The sequence below is a fragment of the Bradyrhizobium sp. UFLA05-109 genome, assembly GCF_054185165.1.
The window spans coordinates 99,857-120,264 of the sequence record NZ_JBBIAR010000023.1 but is presented as its reverse complement, the minus strand read 5'-3'; the positions used below and the strand labels follow the sequence as shown (position 1 = coordinate 120,264).

Sequence of the window (20,408 nt, the reverse complement as noted above, 5' to 3'; positions counted from 1 at the left end):
GAGGCAAGCGCGGGCATCGAGCGCGCTATGCCTTTGTCGACGATTGGTTAGCCTTCAGCGGTCACCTCCGTCTGATTTGTCGCTCCAAGCGCAGCGTATGCTCACGCAGGGAATCGTAGATCGGTGCATCGCCCAGCAGCGTGGGTAGCAGCATCGCCATGAAGCAGGCGCCCAGCATCGGGAGCAGCATTGTCACGTTACCAGTCATTTCGGCGACGAGAACGATGCCGGTCACCGGCGCACGCACCACGCCGGTGAAGAAAGCGGCCATGCCCACCAATGCAAATGCTTCCGGCGGGATCGCGAGCGTCGGGAATGCAAGGCGGCAAGCCGCTCCGAACACCTGCCCTGACTGGGCTCCCAGCACGAGCAAGGGGGCGAACAATCCGCCGGGAGTGCCCGCGGCGTATGAGAGAGCGCCGAGCCCAAACCGGACCAGGAATGCGCCCCCTACGATCACTGCGCTTTCTTGGCCGATCAGCGCGCGCTGCGTGATCTGATCTCCGCCGCCGACCAGTTCGGGCGCGAACCAGGCCAGTATGCCGACGCTGGCGCCAATCAATCCGGCGCGGAGCTCCATCGGTAGCCGTCCGAAGGGGTCCCGAACTGCGATGGTCGCGAGCAGGCTGCGATTGTACGCGACGGCCAGCAGGCCCGCGATGCCACCCAGAGCAAAGAACAGCGGGGCGGACTCAGCGCTGGGATAGCTCAGCGGCCCGACCTGGAAGTCGGGCGCGTCACCGAGAAGCAGCCTTGCGACCGGGATCGCCGTTGCCAGCGCTGCAAGTGCGGCGATGGCAACACGGTGTTCGATCCTCTGCACCAACTCCTCCAGCACGAACACGAGCCCGGCAATCGGCGCATTGAAGGCGGTTGCAAGGCCGGCGCCGGCGCCGGCCGCCAGCAGCACTCGGGAGTCCGCCCAGCAGAGCCGGCAGACGCGCGCAGCGAAAACCGCGATACCAGCGCCCATCTGGACGGTCGGCCCCTCGCGACCCAGCGCCAGCCCGGAGCCTATCGCCAGTATCCCCCCGATGAATTTCACTGGCACCAGACCAAACGGAGCCGGTGGAATCTCCTCGTGCAGGACAGCCTCGACATGCGGAATGCCGCTGCCCGAAGCGTGTGGCGAGAATTGCCGCACCAACCACGCGGCAACCAGGGTTGCGAGAGCGCACGCGCTGACGACAATCAGGAATCCCCAGACCGCGTGGCCATGGGCCCAGGCGATCATCGCATCGCGCAGACGATCGGCATGCGCGAGCAAAAGCCGGAAAATAGCCCCAACACATCCAGTGGCTGCTCCTACGAGGAGGGCCATCGCCGCGAGCCCCAATAGGCCGCGACGTTCGTCTTCGACTTTTCGGTCGTCACCGGGGTTATGGTCCACAGCAGGTCGAAGCCTCCGAGCTGGTTAACCGCTCTTCGCAGCGCGATAGAAAGCTTCGACCTTCGCCAGGTCTTTTGCGTGGGTGCCCTCGCGGTCGGTCTTTGTTTTTGAGTCGACGCCCGCGGGTTGGACAGACCGGATGGCCTCTTTGACATTGTCTGGTCCGAGGCCACCAGCGAGTATGACCGGGGTACGTACGGTCTCGACAATCGTTCGACTGATGCTCCAGTCATGCGTTACGCCCTGCGCACCGATTTGGATATCGCCCATGCGGTGACTATCAAGCAGGATCCAGTCGACAATTCCATCATATGTGCGCGCCACGTGCACCGCCACAGGTCCCGTCACGGGTACGCTACGCATGAATTTGATTTTTGGCAGCGACTTTCGCAGCGCCACGACATGATCTGGCGTAAGCAATTCGTTTGAAGCGCCAAGATGCACGATCGGTGGATCAAGCTCCCTGGCCATCCGTTCGATGAGAGCGACATCCGCCGAGAGGAACAGCGCTGAAAGTACGGACGGCGCCTGGATCGCCTTCATGACTGCGGCGGCCACGTGAACCGGAAGCTCGCGAGGGAAAGACCCATCGCCGACAAGCACGCCGACATGATCCACACCGATTCCCGATATTGCCTTGGCTTCGGCGGGTGTCGCTACCTCATAGATTTGCGTCAGCATGGTTCAACACCCCTTCCCCGGAGCCAAAAGCGACATTCTCTTGAGCTATTCAATGACCTGATCTGCGCTCGTCAGAAGATCCGGCGACAGCCGAATTCCGATGGCATCGGCGGTGCGGCGATTGATAACCAATTCGAATTTGGTCGGCTCCTCAATCGGTAGCTCGCCCACCGATGTGCCGTTGAGCAGCTTGACCGCAAAGCGCGCGAGCTGGCGATAAATTGCGTCGATGTTGGGCCCGTAAGACATGAGGCCACCCGCATCCACATATTCGCGGGCGTCGAATACGGCGGGCAGCCGGAGCTTACGGCACTGCTCGGCGATCAGTTTAAGATTGGTCACTACCGTCGGATTGCGGAACGCGATGATGCCGTCGAGATGTTCCGCGCCTGCCTCGCTGAGGGCTGCGGCAAGATCGCCGGCCGAGCGAGCATTCAAGGCGACGAGTTCAAGTCCCAGCTGTTTCGCCGCCTCTTCCTCGGCCTGCCAGGCGCGCTGCGCATTCGGCCAATCATTGCGCAACAGCACCCCGACGCGGAGTGCCGACGGCACGACCTCCTTGAGCAGCGACAGCCGCTTTGGGGTCAATTCCTCGGCGAGACTGTAGACGCCGGATATGTTGCCACCTGGCCGGGCCAACGACCTGGCCATGCCGTTCTCGACCGGATCATCGTTAAGACGTCCGATGATCGGCACTGTCTTGGTGACACGCGCGGCTGCCGCGACCGAAGGCTGACTGGTCGCCAAGATGAGTCGGACATCGAGGTCGATGAGCTCCGCCGCGAGATCCGGCAATCGTGACTCCTTGTCTTCGCCGTAGCGTTCGACCAGCAGGTAGTCGCGTCCCTCGATCTGGCTGAGCGCATCCATGCCCTCGCGGAACGCTTTCAGTTGATCAGGGGAGTGACGGGGGCCTTGTATTTTGAGCCAGCCAATCTTGGCCGGCGGGCCGGCGCTCCAAGCTCCTGGCGCGGTGATGGGCCATGCGACCGCGCTGCCAATCCATACAAGAACATCCCGGCGCCTCATGCTCGAACCTCAGGCTTCAGGATCGTTGATCCTAGCGATGCGGCGCAATCGTTGGAAGGGGGCGAAAGAATCGCGGTCAATGTCGCAGTTGGGCCATGCGCGTCATGTCCGACCCGGGCGCGGGGCGTCTGGTTATACCCCAACAGTCGAGCGTGAGCAGACCTTCCGGGGACAACACCTTCGGGCCAATAGGTAACATTTAAGGGCCAACAGGTGACATTCCCCTAAATGTCTTTTGTCAGCCAACTCGACGAGGAGTGCCCTTGATGTCGCCAATGGGATGGGAGGCACTCGGGCAGTGGGGTGAAGACGTCGCTCGCATCGAGCCCACTCGCCGGCGACGCGTACGCGATCAAGCGGCTTGTCCAAGTTCGAGCGGTCTGAGCAGCGGCAGCGGCTCGACCGCTCTGGGTCATAATGCGAAGAATTCATCCCGGCAGCCGTCCACTCAAACTAGCGATATATCGAGGGTCACCGGTGGGCTATCACGTAGGGTGCAGCTCACGGGCGAGTGAGCGTCGGCCCACGTCGCTAGCTCGCGCAACCGGGAGTCTTCCACGCCATCAGCGCCGATCCTGATTGACATGCGTATGTCGCCAAATGCGGTGGGCGCATTGGGAATGCCAACAAGGCCGCGCGCGTCGGACTCGCTCTTCACGGAAACCTCGAGTTGTCTCAGCTCGATACCGAGCATGGCAGCGCGCATCGCGATGGAGGTAGCAGCACATGAGGCCATGCCAGCGCGCAGCAGCCATCCGGGACTGAGACCGCCGCCCTTGCCTCCCATCGGCTCCGGCATGTCCGTCGTGGCTTTCTCCCCTTCAGGACCGGTAATCTCGCAGGACAGACCGTTGCGCCAGACGGCGGTTGCGGTCGAGCCGGCCTTGCGCGCCGCCGCGGGCTTTTCGAGAAAGATTCTCTGCGCTCGTTCCAATGCACCGCGCGCTTGCAGATTCGACATTTTTGTTTCCTCCCTCACTTCGTTCCAGCAACAATCACAAACTCTCCCGGTATCGCGTAGCTCTCGCCTTGCCGATGAGGTGAAATGGATCGTAGATAGTCATCGCGCGCCTCCGCCTTGGCTTCTTCGGAGAACCGGCTATAGGCAAGGGCGACGGGCCCGCCGACAAACGCGGCTTCGCATGCCTCGTTGGCACCTGCGTAGTGAAGCCGCGTCTCCAGGCGTCTGCACTCAATCTGGCCGAAGCCAGCGGCTCCGAACGCCTGTTCCAGCGCATTACCGGCACCGAGCCGGAAAAACATCGGACAGACCTCCGAGTGCACGCGAGCCTCGACGATAGGAAAGATTTCCGCCCAACCGCACTCGCTGCGCTGGCCCCAAACCGCGCAGACGACCCGGCCACCGGGCTTCAGGATGCGGTGCATTTCGCCAAGGGCGATTTCCGGATGAGGTACATACATGAGGCCAAGGGCGCACAGCGCCACGTCAAATGAAGCACCGTCAAGTGCCAGCTGTTCTGCATCCATGCGGTGGAACACCGTGTTGGCAACACCCCTTGCTCTTGCGATGTCACGCGCGGTGGCAATCATCTGTCCGGAGATGTCCGTGCCGACGACCTCTCCGCAAGGCAAGACGATCGACGCGGCTCGAAAAGCTACTAGGCCTGTGCCGCACGCGACGTCCAAAACGCGCTCGCCTGAAACAAGATCGGCAAAGTCGAGCAATACGGCCTGCGCGGGTTCGAGCTGCTCCCGCCACAGATTCTCATAGTAATTCGCGGCCTTGTCCCAGCCGTAGCGCTGCACGCGCTTTTGAAATCTGCCGTGCATTGCGCCCTCATGGGTTCTCTTGCGTCAACATCTATCCATGCTAGCCTCGACACAATGCTCGGGACGCTCAGAGTCATTGCCCGGACGCTACGGCTATGAAATGCGAGCGTGAGAGGAGACTCGGATGGACGTCTTGTCCGAAGTTCTGCGCGTCGTACGCCTCTCGGGTGCTATCCATTTTTGCGGGGAGTTCACACGCCCGTGGTCAATTTTGTCGTCTCCACCAGAGATGCTGGCGCAACGCCTCCTTCCCGGGGCAGAGGCCATCATTCCTTTCCACATCGCGACAGCGGGCAGGTGCTGGCTATCCTGGGGCGCGGTCCAACCCATTCCCATCGAAGAGGGTGATGTCGTCGTGTTCGCGCGTGGCGCTCAGCATACATTGGCGAGCGACCTTGGCTTGACGCCGGTCCCCATCGGCAGCATCTACCGACCTTCTCCGGGGCAAATTTCCATCCTGCACCACGGTGGAGGGGGTGACGAGTGTCGCTTCGTGTGCGGCTTCCTGCATTCGGATCAGCGCTTCGGCCCCCTTCACGACGCTATGCCTGCTCTCACATGCGTGCGGGTGCGTGACGGTGCGGTCAGGCTCGAGGCCTTCACTGACGTGGGTAAATATGCGGATCCGATCACTCTGGATCATGACCCGCGCTGGTGGACCGCAGCGATTGACCATTTAGTCAGCGAGACCGCCAAGCCAGGCCCCGGCAACCGGGCTATACTGGCAAGACTGTCGGAACTGCTCTTCACGGAGATTGTGCGCTGGCAACTCTCCTATATCAGCGAGGGACACGGCGGCTGGCTCGCTGGACTTAACGACGCGCATGTTGGCCGAGCCCTTAGTCTGCTGCATGCCGAACCGGCACGACCGTGGACGGTGGAAATGTTGGCACAGCAAACCGGCACATCTCGTGCGGCGCTCGCCAGGCGCTTCGTTGAACTGGTTGGCGAGACACCGATCCAATACCTGGCGAAATGGCGAATGCATGTGGCGCGGCGCCAGCTGCGCGAAAGCAAGCTTGGTCTTGGGGAGATAGCAGGGCGCGTCGGCTACGAGTCCGAGGCTGCGTTTAGCCGCGCCTTCCGCCGCCTCGTCGGCGTCCCACCTGCAAGCTGGCGGCAATCCACCATGGATTCACACAAACTCCAGGACGGCGGGCCTCGATAATCCGACGTCTCGCGCATGGGCGAGACGTCCGCTTAGGACTAATGTGGGACTCGGCGGGGAGTGCAGCTCCCAGCGCAAAGCGGACGTTTGTGGTGCTGCAACTACGCTCGCCTCCAATCACGTCTAGGCAATTGGTCCGGGTATCCAATCGTCGCCTGAAAGTGGCGTAACCTTGACGTCGGCAATGACCCCCCGTTGCAGACTCGGATCGAAATGGCGCATCGTCCGCTCATTGAAATCGATGATGCGACCGGGCGTGAGAGGTCCTACATCGTTTATTTTGACGATGGCTTTCTTGCCCGCTCCCTCAACGAGGGCATATTTCGGCTTCGTGCCATACTGAACCCCGCCAAACATCTTACGCAAATTCGTTTTGATGGCGGCCGCCCATGCAGATGGATCATAGCGCTCCCCGGAGGCTGTATTCACGCCACCCTCCCGCCATCCGGGCCGGAACGGGTTGTACATGGATGCTGCGCCAACGACCGCGGGCCCAGAGGCGGCATTATTGAGGGCATCTGAACGAGCCGCACCGACTTCACTTCGGGCCATGGCAACAGGTGAGATAGCAAGCGTCATTACCGCGCCGCAGATTGCGGCGCTCAAGCGAAACACGATCAGGACTCCTTGACTGAATTCTAGATGCAGGATTCGGTTTGCTGTCGCAGGAGATTGAGCGAGAGCGGAGGTGCTAACGGAACCGAGACATCTATTTGCGGACTGGTGCCAATCGGGCGCCAAAACTGGCGAGGAAGCCACGCTGGTCCTGGTCGACCAAAGCAGAGGGCGTTGGCATCCCCGTGGGAGCACGGGCATCGACGTAGCACGGACGATACATGGCTTGTAGCTGTTTGCCGTGAAGGAAGATCATTCTGGGGGTAAGACCACCGCGCCTCGCAATCCATCGCCGCACTTGGGATGGATACCCCGAATAGAGCAACTGGGTTGCTTGGGGATTGGTGACAGTTCGGCCATTGCCGACGAAATCATAGGCGGCGTGGAACCCAAGTGTCGCGTTCGAGGTGACACAAATCTTGTCGTGAGGGATTGTTGAGAGGAGGATGGTGCAGGCCGAAGCGCAAAGACCATCAATCATCACCGTTTGGCCTGAAGCGCGGAGTTCGCTGTACTTCGAGAGGTACTCCCCAATCTGCCCACCCGGGTCGTCCGCAATCCGAACCGCCGCATGGCCTGACCCTATGCCCGCGAGCAAGAGCGCTGCCGTGAGCAGCGCAGACAGAATTTTCATTAAATTCCCTACCCAAGTTGAAGATGTGATGCGCACGTCCGCCGATGCGCATCAGGCCGGAAATAGTGGCCGAAGATGGTTGAGCTGTGACGTCGGGGGTCCATTAGCGACTCATGGTCGCCGCTTAAACTAACCGCAACGTTTGTTGCGCGGTGGATGCACGCGCACTGTTCCATAGCGGAACCCTTTGCAATTCAATGATGGAAGATCGCAGTACCACTGGCGGGCCATCGCATTGTGGTTTGTGGCGGATGTTTGGCCCGCGATGTTTGTTCGCCGGCACAAGGTCGATGCGCGCGCGAGAGCAATTCCTTGGTTCTCTTGATTTAGGTCAACGAGATCTCGAAGTGCGCAATCATTTTGCGCGGTGCTTAGGGGGCCACCTATCACCTAGGAGATCTCCGATGTTGAAAATAGTAGCGGCCGGAACGGCCGCACTCTTCGTTATTTCATCCTCTATTGCCAACGCCCAAAACTCGCAGCCTTCGTCTTCCGCCTCTCCGGAACGGTTAAATGCAGCGGACCGCAATAACCTGACGGACATGAGGATTGATCTGGTAAAGGCGGCGTTGCAACTGACACCCGAGCAGGAAAAACTTTGGCCGCCTGTGGAGAGCGCTATCCGTGCCAGGGCGGAGGATCGGAAAGCGCGGGTCGCAAAAATCCAGGAAACAGTGGGTAGACGAGCCGACGAAAGCCGAGTCGAAGCCTTGCGCAATCGTGACCCTATCGCCTTTCTGCAGCGACGCTCGGAAGCATTGGCTCAACGATCAGCCGATCTGGATAAACTCGCCGAGGCTTGGCAGCCACTCTACAAAACCCTTAATCCCGAACAGCGGCAGCGCATGGCGGCCATCGCGATCTTTGTACTTCGCGATATGAGTGATGTCGCGGAACGGCGCAGGGCGATGCAGTCCGACGACGACGAGGACTGACGCAAAGTCGTTCCAAATCCATAAACTCCAGTTGGCTGCGTAGTCATGACTACTCTGCGGCGGGGGCGATTTTGCGCCAGCGACGCGTCGTTTTGCAATATTGGCCCGCCGACCCCCGCCGTCGACTTCTTTTGTGCGCGCGCTCGGCTTTCCAGAGTTGAGACCGCCTTGGTCGGCACTGTTACTCAACAGGACTTCGAGTGGTGCGCCACTCAGGAAATTCAAACCAAGGAGGCCTACATGAAAACGATCCTCTGCGTCCTCGGGCTGCTCGTGGTCACCGCCGATACGGCGGATGCCTATGTCCGGCGAACGGTTGGCGGCGGCTATGTCGTGCGCGGGGCCGGTGCCTATAGCGGGCGCTATGCTGGCGGCTATTACGGTCGCGGCTACTATGGTCATCCCCTGGCGCGCGGCGCTGCCGTGGCGGCGGGCGCAGCGGCAGTTGCCGCAACCGGATGGGGCTGGAATCAGCCTTCCTACGGCGGGGGTGGCTATTATGGCGCCTATGGCACTGATGGCTACGCCGTCAACGGCTACCCCGGCTATTACGGCGGCTACGCTAACCGCAGCTACGTCACTGGACGGCCGACGCTGTTTCCTCGCTACTACGGCGGCGATGCGACCGCCGGCTACTACCCCGGCTCTTACGGCGCATATGCCGCTGGCGATTACCCTGGCTATTACGGCGGCTACGCCAACCGCAGCTACATCACCGGACGGCCGACATTGTTTCCGCGCTACTACGGCGGCGGCTGGTGAGGAAGAGGCGTTGCAAAAGACCGGCTCTCGGTGTCGCGTAGCAAAGGCAGGTTAAAGCATGATCCGGAAAAGTGCGAAGCGGTTTTCCGAAAAGAGCATGCGTAAACAACAACCTAAAGCGCGATGACGATTCATCCTAATCTCATCGCGCTTTAGGCGACGCTCTCGCGACACGAGAGGCGCGTGTCGGTTCCACTGCCTGGCAGTAACGCGATCACCCCTGCTGCGAAGGCAGATTGAACTGAAACACGGCGCCCCGTGGTTCATTCGCACCGGTCCAAAGTCGCCCTCCGTGGGCCTCGATGATCGATTGGCAGATCGACAGGCCCATGCCGGTCCCGCCCGGCTTGGTGGTGTAGAAGGGCTCGAACAAGCGGTCGACCATTGCTGCGTCAAGTCCGGGGCCGCTGTCCCGCACGGTGACAACAACGCGACTCGAGGCATCCGCGGCCGTGCTGATCCGCAGCTCCCGCCCCCCCGCGTCGATGCAGTTCATTGCCTCGATCGCGTTGAGGATCAGATTGAGAATGACCTGTTGCAGCTGGACGCGATAGCCCTCCACGAGCGGCAAACCCGGAGCGAGGTCTGTCTGGATCAAGACACCATGTTTGAGCAACTCGCTCCGGGCTATGGTGATCACGTCCAGGACTGCACCATTGACGTCGACGCTCTCCTTCGGCGCCGGCGTTTTCTTGATCAGGGAACGGATCCAACCGATGATCTCGCCGCCTCGCTTGGCGTCTGCGACGATGGATGCGAGGGCCTGCCGTGCCCTTTCAAAATTCGGAGATTGAGATCCCAGCCAGTTCAGCGCGGCTTCTGCGTTGCAGAGCATCGCGGTGATCGGTTGGCTAAGTTCGTGTGTCACCGAAGCCGTGACCTGGCCCATTGCCGCCGCGCGATTGGCGTGTGTCAGTTCCGCCTGCATCTCGCGGAACGTCTCGGCGGTTCGCTTGCGTTCGGTGATGTCGCGGCTCAGACAAATGATCCGTCGCCGGCCACCTTCGCAGAATTCACGCATGCGGACTTCGACGGGAAACACGGTGCCGTCCTTTCGGCGATAGCGACTCTCGAGCGTAGCGATGCCGCCGGCCTTGAGGCGCCCGCGGTTGACCCGCCAGGTCGCTTCATCCATCTCCAGATCGAAGAAAGATGCAGTTACCCCGACCAGCTCGCCCCGGCTGTAGCCCAGGCTATCGCAAGCATTTCGGTTCACGTCGAGAACGCGACCGTCTTCGCAGTGGAGCATGAACGTGTCTGTCGCGTGGTCCACGAAGGTCCGGAAACGGGCCTCGCTCTCGATCAGCGCCTGTTCGGAGCGCTTGCGCTCCGTGATGTGGCGTCCGACGCCGCGGTAGCCCACGAAGCGCCCCGTCTCGTCATAGACGGGCAGCCCCGAGACGGACACGTAGCGCTTGCCGCCGTCGGGCGTCGGCCGCGCGAGTTCGAAATCGCGAAACGGAAGGCGGGCATCGAGCATCTCCCGGTGCTTGCGCCAGCCCGCTTCATCAGGCTCCAGATAAGGTACTTCCCAGCGTGTCCTGCCGATCTCGGAGACCGGCGGCTCGGAAAGCGTCTCAGCGAACTCCTGGCGGACGAAGCGATGCTGCGCGTCGGTTTCCCAGTACACATCGAAGGAGAATTGCACCAAGGTGCGAAAGCGCTCCTCGCTCTCGCGCAGCGCCTCCTCGGAACGCTTGCGCTGATTCGAATCGAGCGCGACCGACGGCACTTGAACCGGATCTTGCATAGTCGACTCTTGCTCAAGAGCGATGGATCAAATCGACAAATTTCCCGCACCGGGTAGCGGGGCTGTCCCTAGCCCCGGAGCGGCAGATAGCCCCGGCGATCGCCAACGATACATGGCGGATCGAACCTAGCCTCGCAGTGGCCAATGATCGTTCAGGAATATGCCTTGTGACGACTATACTTACGTATACGAGGGCTTCTCTGTTGCCCACATTGCGAGACGAATTGGTCCGGTCCGCAAACAACGCGAGCTGAGCTCCGGTTCCATCAACGCCTGCGTGTGAGGCGAAGCCGTGCTTCCTCTGCCGCGGGCGTCGACCAATGTCCTCTGCACGCCAAAGGCGGCCCTTCCCGCCACGTCGCAGTTTGATCCTTGGCTGCCCTCTCTCCGTGAACGCCAAAGGTTTGCTTTCGGGGACGGAGCCGACCAATCCTTTGGAGATCCATCCGATGCTTCGCACACGCTTGAATAGTTACGAGCCAGAAGACCATTCGTTGGCAGATTAAGGTGATGCCGGTCGCTGGCTGGGGTCAGGCCACGGAGATGGACCTGCTGTTTCAGTCTCCGCCGTTTCCAGCAGGATCACGCGTGGTACCGGCTTGAGGCCCGCCGAAATGCTCTTGGCCAGCTCCGCTGCGCTGGTCTTGATGGCAGGTTGGAGGAAATCATCCAGCTTCTGAAGGTTGATGGCCGCATCTTGCCTCCCGAGCTCTTTCGCAACCGTGTAGTAAGCGTAAGCCTTGGTGTAGTCTCGCGCTGTGCCGGCACCCTCGTGGTAGGCCCGGGCAAGCCAATAATGGCAATAGGCATTTCTGTAAGGCGCGCAAAGCTGGAGCAGTTCAAACGAGAGCTTGGTGTCGAACCACGGCGCCTCCCGCGCGTATCTGTGGACGTAAGCGAGCTCCCCGAGAGCGTAGACCGAGTGCCCTTGCTTATAGGACCGCTCGAACCACTTGATCGATTCCGGCAAATCCTCGCTTTCTCGATAGCCATATCGGTCTCTGAACCACCGCGCGAGCGTGAGCTGTGCACCTTCGAACCCCGCATCCGCCGCACGTCGCAAATAGTCGATCGTCTTCGCGGCGTCGCGGGTAAGCCCGCCCCGCCCGGTGTTGATGCAGAATGCAAATTGCGCCATGGCGATGAGCTCCCCACTATCCGCCGCTCTGCCCAAGAGATCGACCGCCTTGACGGTATCGTACGTGCCGCCAAATTCGCCGCTGACGTATCCGGCAGCAGCAAGCCGCATCGCGTAGGGCTCGCCAGCCGCCACCGCGTCATCGATCAACTTCCGTCCCGCCGTCTCATCCTTCGGCAAGCCGCCGACGCCCGAGAAAAGGATGCGCCCGAGCACGCTGCCAGCCTGACGATGTCCCCCGGCAGCCGCCTCGCGCAGCAACGCTTCCGCGTCGCGCGTTTGGTCGGTCGAATTTGGTACCAGCAGAGCGAGTGCCGTGACGAACTGAACGTTCGGGTCGCTTGCGGTCGCCGATCTCAGGATGTCGATCGCCTTCGCCCAATCATAGCGATAATAGGCGCCGAGCGCTGCCGTGAGTTTCGGCTGGTCCTCTGCGGCAGAGTTTCGAAAGGTCGACCGGTCGACGTTGACCGTGATCTGATTGGCGACACTGGGTCTGGCGACCTCATCGTCCCAGACAAACGCGGCGCGCCGTGTTGCTGCGCAGCCCGGGGTCGACGCGTTGGTGCAATCGGCAGGCTTGGCCCAGTTGCCCAGCGGAACTGCTGCTTCAGGCCCCACCAGACCCACGAGAAGCCAGCTCGCGAGAAGCATTGCCGTCACTTGCGGCCAGACGAACCACGCGCGACGGTACCAGGGATCGTACTGCCAGAAGGCGATATGCAAGGCTGCTGCTCGGCCAATCGCAGTCATCGGGTTCGTCCGTTCTAGTTCCATCCCGGGGGCCATTGCTTCGCTTACGGCTGTGCCGCGTCCCGATTAACCAGCTCGACGGCGAGAAACTTGAGCGCATCAGCGATGGGAATGAAGAAATTGATACTTGTGCTCACCCCCGAGATGGCGAATCCGGAAACGCTTACAGCGACGACATTGCTGAACCGGTCCACCATCGGTCCCCCGCTGTTGCCGGGATGAATGGCAGTGTCGCTTTGCAGGAGCGTCAGATCGTTTTCCGTGCGATAAGCGCTGACGATGCCTTTGGTTATGGTCGTCGAATATTTCTCATCTCGCGGCGTCCCCACCGCATAAACCTCGGAGGCGACCTCCGGAAGGTCAAGCTGCAGTGGTAGCGCCGTCATTCCCGATTCATTTACTTTGACCAAGGCGATGTCTCTCGTCTTGTTCGTTCGCACCACTTCGCCGGGCAGCTGACGGCCGGTTGTAAGCTTGACCGTCACGAACTTGTTCTCCGTTACCACATGGTGGTTGGTCAGAAGATATCCGTCCCTGGAGATGAAAAAGCCGCTACCGTGAGCACCTTCAATCTTGACCGTGACAACGGCGGCCTGCAGAGCGGATGTGCCCTCCGACAGTGGGGTGACCGAGCGAGAGAGCGCGGGAATCTTGACGAGGGTATCGCTGATCTTCTCCGGCACGGTCTCGCGATATCCGGAAATCTGGATGGCCGCCTCAATATCCGCCATGGCGATCTGACGCACGTCCTCTGAGGGGGCGTGCGCAATGCGCGTGGCCTGGGCCTCGCGCGCGCGCTCGAGCAGCGTTCGCATTTCGCGCGCATGCCCCCAGGACTTGTTGCGCATGCCCGCCTTCATCCACGGACCAAGGCTGGCCTCGAGACCATCCGGCAATACGAAGTTTTGTCGTTTTGCCATTACCCTTAGAATGGCGGCGAGCTCGTTTGCGGCATAGGGCGGAAACTCGATCGTCTTGGTAAAGCGGCTGGAGAGGCCCGGATTGCTGTTGATGAAGCGCTGCATCTCATTCGGATAACCCGCGACGATGACGACGATGCGGTCGCGGTTGTCCTCCATGAATTTGAGCAACGTATCGATTGCCTCCTGGCCGAAATCGTTACCCGGTCGCGCAAGCGAATACGCTTCATCGATGAACAGGATGCCGTCAAGCGCTTCCCTGCATTTGTCGAGCGTCCTGGGAGCGGTTTGGCCAATATAGCCCGCGACGAGACCCGCACGGTCAGTCTCGACCAGATGACCTTTTCGCAGCACGTTGAGTGAGCGATAGATCTCGCCGAGCGCGCGCGCGACCTCGGTCTTCCCCACTCCGGGCGGGCCGGTAAAGACCATGTGCCGGCTGATGGGCGCGACGACGAGCCCCTGCTCGCGGCGCAAGCGCTCGACTTCAAGCGCCGACATGAGCCTGTTCACTTCCTCCTTGACCGACTCCAGCCCGACCATCTCTTCGAGGCGGTCCAGCGCCTGATCGAGCGTCCGCTCGGGGGAGATCGTGGCCGCAACCTTCAGCCTGCGCCCGGAGCGCGGCGCCAATTGGTCAGGCGAGGAAGAAGGCACCAGCGAGTGTTCAACGACGATAGGAGCCGGAGTTGGTATGGTCGGCACGGGCGGAGGTGCCGGCGGCGGGACGTGCATTCGAACCAAAGGCACGCCTACGCTTTCGAAGTCGAGCATCTCGATCTTGCTTATGTCGGCGGTCGGGTCGGCAGCCACGCGCAAGGACTGGGCTTCACACGCCTTGTCAAGAAGGTTGCGCATCTCGCGCGCGTTGCCCCAGCCCTCGCTTCTCCACTGGGTTTCGATCCACGGGACCAGGCTCTGCTCGAGGACGTCGGGCAACTCCACGTGTTGGCGCTTGGCCATCAATCGCAGGATCGCAGCCAGCTCTTTCGGCTCATAGGCCGGGAATTCGATGGTCCTGTTGAAGCGGCTCGCCAGGCCCGGATTGGTGGCGATGAAACGACGCATTTCATTGGGGTATCCGGCGGCGATCACCATGATGCGATCGCGGTTGTCTTCCATGAACTTGATCAACGCTGCGATTGCCTCGTGGCCGAAATCCTTGCCTTCGCCCGCGAGCGAGTAGGCTTCGTCGACGAAGAGGATGCCGTCGAGTGCCTCCTTGCACTTGTCCAGCGTCTTCATGGCCGTCTGTCCGATATAACCTGCGACCAGATCGGCGCGCTGCACCTCCACCACATGTCCTTTGCGCAGCACTTTGAGCGAACGATAAATCTCTCCCAGGGCGCGTGCGACCTCGGTCTTGCCGACGCCGGGCGGCCCGGTGAACACCATGTGCCGGCTCACCCTTGCCACGGGTAAGCCCTGTTCACGGCGCTTGCGCTCGACTTCGATGCCGGCCAGCAGCTTGTTGACTTCTTCCTTGACGGAGCTGAGCCCTATCATCTGGTCGAGTTCGTCGAGCACCTCGTCGGCGCTGCGGACAGTTGCCGTCGGCGAATCCACGTTCAGCCGACGTCCGGGCGTATAGCCCTCCCCGACAGGGACCAATCCGAATCCGGTGGGGTCGGTGCCGAGCCGCATCGCCACGTAGGTCAGCGCGAACCCGGCTACCATGATCAGAAGCACGGCACCGATCGTGAGTGAATTCGCCCATGTCAAGGCGCTGAATGGACCGGATCTCGGATTGAGGATCCACTGGGTGCACACCGCGGCCACCATCATGGCGATGCACATGCCGACCATCGGATGGTTGCGGAAGAAGTTTTTCATTGTCGGCAATTCCCGATCACGGTGTCGAGTTCACCAAATTTTCGCATTCATTGGCACGGGTTGCGAACCTGCCATCTCACGTTGACGGAATAGGTGCCGTTCACGTCGTGAACACCCCCGGGCCTCAGGTAGAACCCCACCTGGTCCCCCTCGCCGACCAATGTAAGAACCCCACGGCCCGCAGGATAAGGCGCGGGATAGGGAATGGCGATGCGCTGCGGTGTGGTGGTGAGCTTGATCGGTGGCGACAGATATTGTCCCGAACGGACACGCACCATGCCACCATGCCCACTCGGCCGTTGCGTCAACGTCACCCACGCCAGCGGCACCTTGCAGTTCCTCGCATCATCCACCGCTGCTTTCGAAGTTCCCGGATCGAGGGTGGGAAGGGCTGCATTGATGTCGGCTGGTACGAGCACTTCGAGAGTGGATTCCTCACCAACGGCAGCCGGTTTGTCGCGAGTGAGGCTAGGCAACACCACGACCGCGGCTATTCCTGCGGTCACGAGCGCGCCAGCAATTCCAATCAGCGTGCCGCGAGAGGAGCCAGGCTTCTTGCCACGAGGCGGCGGCTCCTGACGTGGAGGCCGGTCTTGCCCGCTGGGCGCGCCCTCGGCGACCTCGTGTTGTGCATCTTGCTCACTCATGTTTCGGGCGTTCGTTCATTGCTGGGGCCAGGAGATTATGGTCGACGGCTGACGTGACGACAACCCTCACTCGGGGAATCACGATCGAAACGCATACTGAACAACATTAACTGCGCTTCCTCCCACCATCGTGTTTCGTGCCGGTTTTCATTCCTGACAGAGGGAAGCTCGTGGATAAGCTTTTGTCACAAAGCTTCGACGCGGAACGTGCGTTAGGTCACTCATCCATTTCGCGGAGAACGGTTTCCGCAAAATCCGGCGCCTATGACGTTCCAGGCCGCCGGCCGGGACACGGCAACGGTGCATGAACTCAGAGCGGCGATGGCGCTCGCGAGCCTAGCGGAAGGATATTTGGGGATGATGCGGGCCCGCAGCCCTAGAACGTTACCCTTGCGCCCGCATAGAACGCGCGCGGCCTTGCCGGGCTGAGCGAGCGCGGGTCGGTGAAGGCGGCACCACCATTGGCGAAATTGGGCAAGGCGGTGGTGTCGAAGAAGGTGCCGAGGGTGGAGTAGCGATTGTCGAAGATGTTGTCGACGCGACCGTAAAACTGGAGGTTCTTGGTGACCTGGTAGGAGGTGTGGAGATTGAACACGGCGTAGGACGGCAGCTTCGGGAATTGGTTGGACTCGTCGCCAACGAAATACTGGCTGGAGACAAAGAGCGCGTCGCCCCCGACCTTCCAAGCGTCGGTAACAGCATATTCGACACTGGCCTTGATAAGGTGGCTCGGCAGGCGCGGAATGTGGTCGCCCGGCAGGACCTGGATGTTGCCGTCGGCGTCGGCGAACGGGCTGTTCGAGCCGAGCAAGAGTGCGTCGAGAAAACGCGCATCCAGGAATGCATAGCTCGCCTGGAACTGAAGCGCATTCGATTTGATACTCACCTCGGCTTCGATCCCCTGCCGGCGCGTCCGGCCGACATTCTGGAAGAAACCGAATCCCGTTAGACCCGGAATCGGCACCGCGAGAATGTCGTTGTAGTTGGTGGCGCGGAAGGCGCCGATCTTCCAGCCGAGCGAACCGATATTCAATTCCTTGGTGCCGCGAAAGCCCGCTTCGAAGGTTTTGGATACGACTTGCTGCAGTGACGGGTCGGCGATCAGGAACTGCCCGATGACGCACGGCCTCGTCGGATCGGCGCAGCCGAGCTCGAGCGGGGTCGGCACCCGGTTGGCTTCGGAATAGCCCGCATAGGCGGTCACTTCGGACGTGATCTTGTAGGTGCCACCGATGATCGGATTGAATCGATCAAATTGATGATCGCCATTGAGCGCGGTGCCGAGCTGGTCCATCAGGGAGATGTGGGCCGCATTGTACCGGCCGCCTGCCGTGACCGCAAAGCGATCGTCCACGTTGAACGTGTCGAGCGCATAGAGCCCCTGATATTGGTTGACGGTGCGAAGCGACACGGGGCCGACCGATGTCGGATCGCCGGAGGGGCCCAGGAATGTGCCGCTGCCCGTGACGACATAGTTCGTGCCTATGGTTCCCAATTCGGCGCTCCCGGTGAAGCGGGTGCTGCTGACATCATAGGTCGCGCCGATCACCAGGCGGTTCTCATGACCGAACAACTGATCGCTGTTTGTCGCCTGCCCGGATACGCCAAACGTGGTCGATTTCGTGCTGGTGCGATCGATCTCGCTGAGAATGGCATCCGGCGCAAAGGTATTGGCGAGCTGAACGCCATTCAGGCCGTTGGCCGGCGATTGAAAGCCAGTCAAAGGGTTGACATCGCCAAAGCAAAGCAGCGTCGCATCGGCGTCGCAGGGCACCGTATCGGTCGGGTTTCCGTCCACGGTGTTCTGACTGAAGCGCCGCACGTGCGCCGTGCCCTCAAAGGTCCAGGTCGGCGTCGCCTCCACCTTGCCGGTCAGGTTGAGATAGCCGACCTTGTTGGAAATGGTTTGCGGCGTTGTGTAGGTCGCCCCCCAATATTGCTGGAGCAGCTCCGCCGGAACAGTGCTGGGTCCCCCGAGAAAATTGTTGGCGACGCCGCCATTGAGGTGGAACTCGTTGCCTTCAAAGCGATACCCGACATCGCCATAGAAGCGCCGGACGTCCGATGCCGAGAAATTGCGGAAACCATTGTCGTGAACGCCTTCAAGCGCTCCATAGACCGCCCAATTGTTGTCGACCCGCTTGCCCCATTGTGCGGAGCCCTGGATGCGGCCGAACGAGCCGCCCATGATATCGATCTCGGCGCCTTGATAGTTGAAACCGTCCTTCATCTGCAGATCGATGGCGCCGCCAAGCGCATTGAGGCCGAACGCGGGATTGTTGGTCACGACCACAGCCGATCGGATCGCAGCCGTCGGGATCAGGTCCCAGTTGACGATGTCGGAAAAGGCCTCGTTGATGCGCACGCCGTTCTGATAGACGGCGAGGCCCTGCGGCGTGCCGGCCAGAGGTGAAGCAACGAAGCCGCGAAACTGCACATCAGGTTGGAATGGATTGCCGGTCACCTCGTTGATGCTGAGACCGGGCACGTATTGCTGCAGAGAAACGGCGATATCCGGCGAACGGGTGCGCCTGATCTGGTTTGCATCGACCGCATTGATGGCAGCCGGAATCTTGTCGACCTCGACGCTGCCGGAGGCGCCGGGCGATGTCGGGTAAACGTAAACCCTGGTGGTTCGGGGACGCGTCGCCACGCGGATCGTGGGTGTCGCCCGAGTGGGCGCGCGCCTGGCGCTGGTCTGCGGCGGTGCCGTCACCTCGACAGCGGGCAGGTTCTGGACGTTGGTCTCCTCGTCCTGCGCGAAAGCCGCATCAGTTCCGACGACCATTCCCGTAGAAATTGAAACGATAACCAGCCCACGCACGCCCATGGCCGACACATCTCCACCCGCAATGCTCCGGCTCTTTTGTCCCCGCCGGTTTTGACGTGGAACGATACAGGTCAACGACCGAAGAGCACCAGCCGTAAAAGGTCGGCCTCTTCCCGAGACACAATTCCCGACGGAATCGGGAATTATTCCCGATCCTCAACTCGCCGCCGTCGGAATCAATGCCTCCACCGTCACGCCGCCCTCGCTGGATGCAACGTTGAGCGTTCCGCCCAGCGCGAGAATCCGCTCGCGCATGCCGACGAGGCCGAAGCCGAGCTTCTGACCCTCCTCCATGCCGCGGCCGTTGTCGCAGACCCGCACACGCGCGCAGCTGCGGCCCTCACGTGCGCCGCCCGGCTGCTCGGCCGGCTCGATCGTGACGTTCACCGCGGTCGCGCGAGCGTGACGGAACACGTTGGTCAATGCCTCCTGCACGATGCGGTAGATGGTGAGGTCGGCGGTCTCGCCGGTCGCCCCCAGCGCAGGCGAGATCGTGGTTTCGATCCGCACGTCGGGATGCGACTCCCGCCACAGCCGCGACAGCGCTTCGAGCGCCTGCCGCAGACCGAGCTCGGCAAGGCCGACGGGCCGCAGGCGCTCGAGGACGCGGCGGTTGAACTGCTGGAGCGCGTTGACCTGCTCCAGGATCGCGCCGCCATGCTTGCGCACGGCCTCGGCGCTCAGCTCGCGCGCTTCCGAGAGCTTCGCCAGCGCGCTCGCATGTGCGCGCAACGAGAACAGATAGGGCCCGAACTCGTCGTGCAACTCGCGCGCGATCTCCTTGCGTTCCCTGTCCTGGAGCGACACCGCGCGCTCGGCAAGGCGGCGCTTCTCCTCGACCGCTTCCCCCAGCGTTGCCGCGAGGTGGTTGAGCCGGGTGCAGATCGCGGCGAGCTCCGGCGCGCCGCCGGGCGCGACGCGCGCATCGTAGCGCCCGGCTTCGAGCGCGATCATGGCCTGCGAGAGCGCTTCGAGCGGTCTTAGCGCGCGGCCGACCACCGTCATGATCACCAGGAACAGCGCCAGCGCGATCGCCGAGCCGATCTCGAGCTGGGTCAGGATGCCGTCCCAGATCTCGGCGATCTCGTCATTGGGATGCGAGGTGATCACCAGCGAGCCCGGATTGCCGTGGATCGAGACGGGAACGCTGACCGCAGTCTGCTCGGGATGAACGAGGCTGACGAACCAGGACGGCGGCGCGCGCGCGTCATCATCGTCCTCGCCCGCGCGCGGCGGCGTCAGCGCGTTACCGCTAGCATCGCGCAGGGCGATGCTGATGTGGCGCTGCCGATTGAGGTCGCGTGCGATCTGGTTGAGCTTGGCGTCGGGATCCGGTGCCTCCTTCAGCTCGGCGACGATCATCTCGATGAACTCCCGCGCCAGGCGGATCACGCTCTGGTCCTCCGCCTGGACGCGCGGCCCGGCCTCCGCGACCTGCCGCGCGATGTTGACGCCAAGCCCCAGCGCCAGCACGAGCGCCAGCAGGAGATTGATGCGCCCGCGCAAGGATAATTTTTGCCACATTGCTTTCG

The 20,408-nt window shown here is 61.6% G+C and carries 16 protein-coding genes; 3 read left to right on the top strand and 13 right to left on the bottom strand.

All coding sequences use genetic code 11. From position 1 onward, the window contains the following. Positions 1-61 precede the first annotated feature (61 nt). The 5 genes from clcA to Q3C01_RS18830 form a co-directional block, all read right to left on the bottom strand. Entirely contained in the window at positions 62-1,390 is a 1,329-nt protein-coding gene (gene clcA / locus Q3C01_RS18850; RefSeq protein ID WP_458146797.1) for a H(+)/Cl(-) exchange transporter ClcA, read from the bottom strand. Between the two features lie 24 nt (positions 1,391-1,414). Then, positions 1,415-2,071 (bottom strand): phosphoribosylanthranilate isomerase, encoded by a 657-nt coding sequence (locus Q3C01_RS18845; protein WP_458146796.1) that lies wholly within the window; start codon positions 2,069-2,071, stop codon positions 1,415-1,417. A gap of 45 nt (positions 2,072-2,116) precedes the next feature. Continuing rightward, positions 2,117-2,941, bottom strand: a complete 825-nt coding sequence (locus Q3C01_RS18840; protein ID WP_458146795.1) for an ABC transporter substrate-binding protein — start codon at positions 2,939-2,941, stop codon at positions 2,117-2,119. A gap of 607 nt (positions 2,942-3,548) precedes the next feature. Continuing rightward, on the bottom strand, positions 3,549-4,061 hold the full coding sequence (locus Q3C01_RS18835; RefSeq protein WP_458146794.1) for an OsmC family protein: 513 nt from the start codon (positions 4,059-4,061) through the stop codon (positions 3,549-3,551). A gap of 14 nt (positions 4,062-4,075) precedes the next feature. Then, on the bottom strand, positions 4,076-4,891 hold the full coding sequence (locus tag Q3C01_RS18830; protein ID WP_458146793.1) for a class I SAM-dependent methyltransferase: 816 nt from the start codon (positions 4,889-4,891) through the stop codon (positions 4,076-4,078). 124 nt (positions 4,892-5,015) lie between these two features. Here Q3C01_RS18830 and Q3C01_RS18825 point away from each other — a divergent pair, with 124 nt between their 5' ends. Further along, on the top strand, positions 5,016-6,059 hold the full coding sequence (locus tag Q3C01_RS18825; RefSeq protein WP_458146792.1) for an AraC family transcriptional regulator: 1,044 nt from the start codon (positions 5,016-5,018) through the stop codon (positions 6,057-6,059). Between the two features lie 123 nt (positions 6,060-6,182). Here Q3C01_RS18825 and Q3C01_RS18820 read toward each other — a convergent pair whose 3' ends face one another. Both Q3C01_RS18820 and Q3C01_RS18815 read right to left on the bottom strand, forming a co-directional pair. After that, on the bottom strand, positions 6,183-6,677 hold the full coding sequence (locus Q3C01_RS18820) for an RlpA-like double-psi beta-barrel domain-containing protein (protein WP_458146811.1): 495 nt from the start codon (positions 6,675-6,677) through the stop codon (positions 6,183-6,185). A 91-nt stretch (positions 6,678-6,768) separates the two neighbouring features. Further along, on the bottom strand, positions 6,769-7,308 hold the full coding sequence (locus Q3C01_RS18815; RefSeq protein WP_458146791.1) for a hypothetical protein: 540 nt from the start codon (positions 7,306-7,308) through the stop codon (positions 6,769-6,771). 404 nt (positions 7,309-7,712) lie between these two features. On the opposite strand from Q3C01_RS18815, the gene Q3C01_RS18810 reads away from it, so the two are divergent. After that, complete coding sequence (locus Q3C01_RS18810) at positions 7,713-8,243, top strand: Spy/CpxP family protein refolding chaperone (protein WP_458146790.1); 531 nt, start codon at positions 7,713-7,715, stop codon at positions 8,241-8,243. A gap of 240 nt (positions 8,244-8,483) precedes the next feature. After that, positions 8,484-9,005 (top strand): hypothetical protein, encoded by a 522-nt coding sequence (locus Q3C01_RS18805; protein WP_458146789.1) that lies wholly within the window; start codon positions 8,484-8,486, stop codon positions 9,003-9,005. Positions 9,006-9,219: 214 nt separating this feature from the next. On the opposite strand, the gene Q3C01_RS18800 is transcribed toward Q3C01_RS18805, so the two are convergent. The 6 genes from Q3C01_RS18800 to Q3C01_RS18775 all read right to left on the bottom strand — a co-directional run bounded on the left by Q3C01_RS18800 (position 9,220) and on the right by Q3C01_RS18775 (position 20,400). After that, the gene (locus Q3C01_RS18800; RefSeq protein WP_458146788.1) at positions 9,220-10,755 is read right to left on the bottom strand and encodes a PAS domain-containing sensor histidine kinase; all 1,536 of its coding nucleotides are present in this window, start codon (positions 10,753-10,755) and stop codon (positions 9,220-9,222) included. Between the two features lie 502 nt (positions 10,756-11,257). Further along, complete coding sequence (locus Q3C01_RS18795; protein ID WP_458146787.1) at positions 11,258-12,646, bottom strand: tetratricopeptide repeat protein; 1,389 nt, start codon at positions 12,644-12,646, stop codon at positions 11,258-11,260. 44 nt (positions 12,647-12,690) lie between these two features. Continuing rightward, positions 12,691-15,399, bottom strand: coding sequence for an AAA family ATPase (locus Q3C01_RS18790; RefSeq protein WP_458146786.1), 2,709 nt, complete (start codon positions 15,397-15,399; stop codon positions 12,691-12,693). Positions 15,400-15,446: 47 nt separating this feature from the next. Further along, positions 15,447-16,046: a hypothetical protein gene (locus tag Q3C01_RS18785; RefSeq protein WP_458146785.1), complete on the bottom strand. Its 600-nt coding sequence runs from the start codon at positions 16,044-16,046 to the stop codon at positions 15,447-15,449. A gap of 376 nt (positions 16,047-16,422) precedes the next feature. Continuing rightward, the gene (locus tag Q3C01_RS18780; protein ID WP_458146784.1) at positions 16,423-18,876 is read right to left on the bottom strand and encodes a TonB-dependent receptor; all 2,454 of its coding nucleotides are present in this window, start codon (positions 18,874-18,876) and stop codon (positions 16,423-16,425) included. A 156-nt stretch (positions 18,877-19,032) separates the two neighbouring features. Then, positions 19,033-20,400 carry a histidine kinase gene (locus tag Q3C01_RS18775; RefSeq protein ID WP_458146783.1) on the bottom strand — a complete coding sequence of 456 codons (1,368 nt, stop codon included), beginning with the start codon at positions 20,398-20,400 and terminating at the stop codon, positions 19,033-19,035. Positions 20,401-20,408 lie beyond the last annotated feature (8 nt).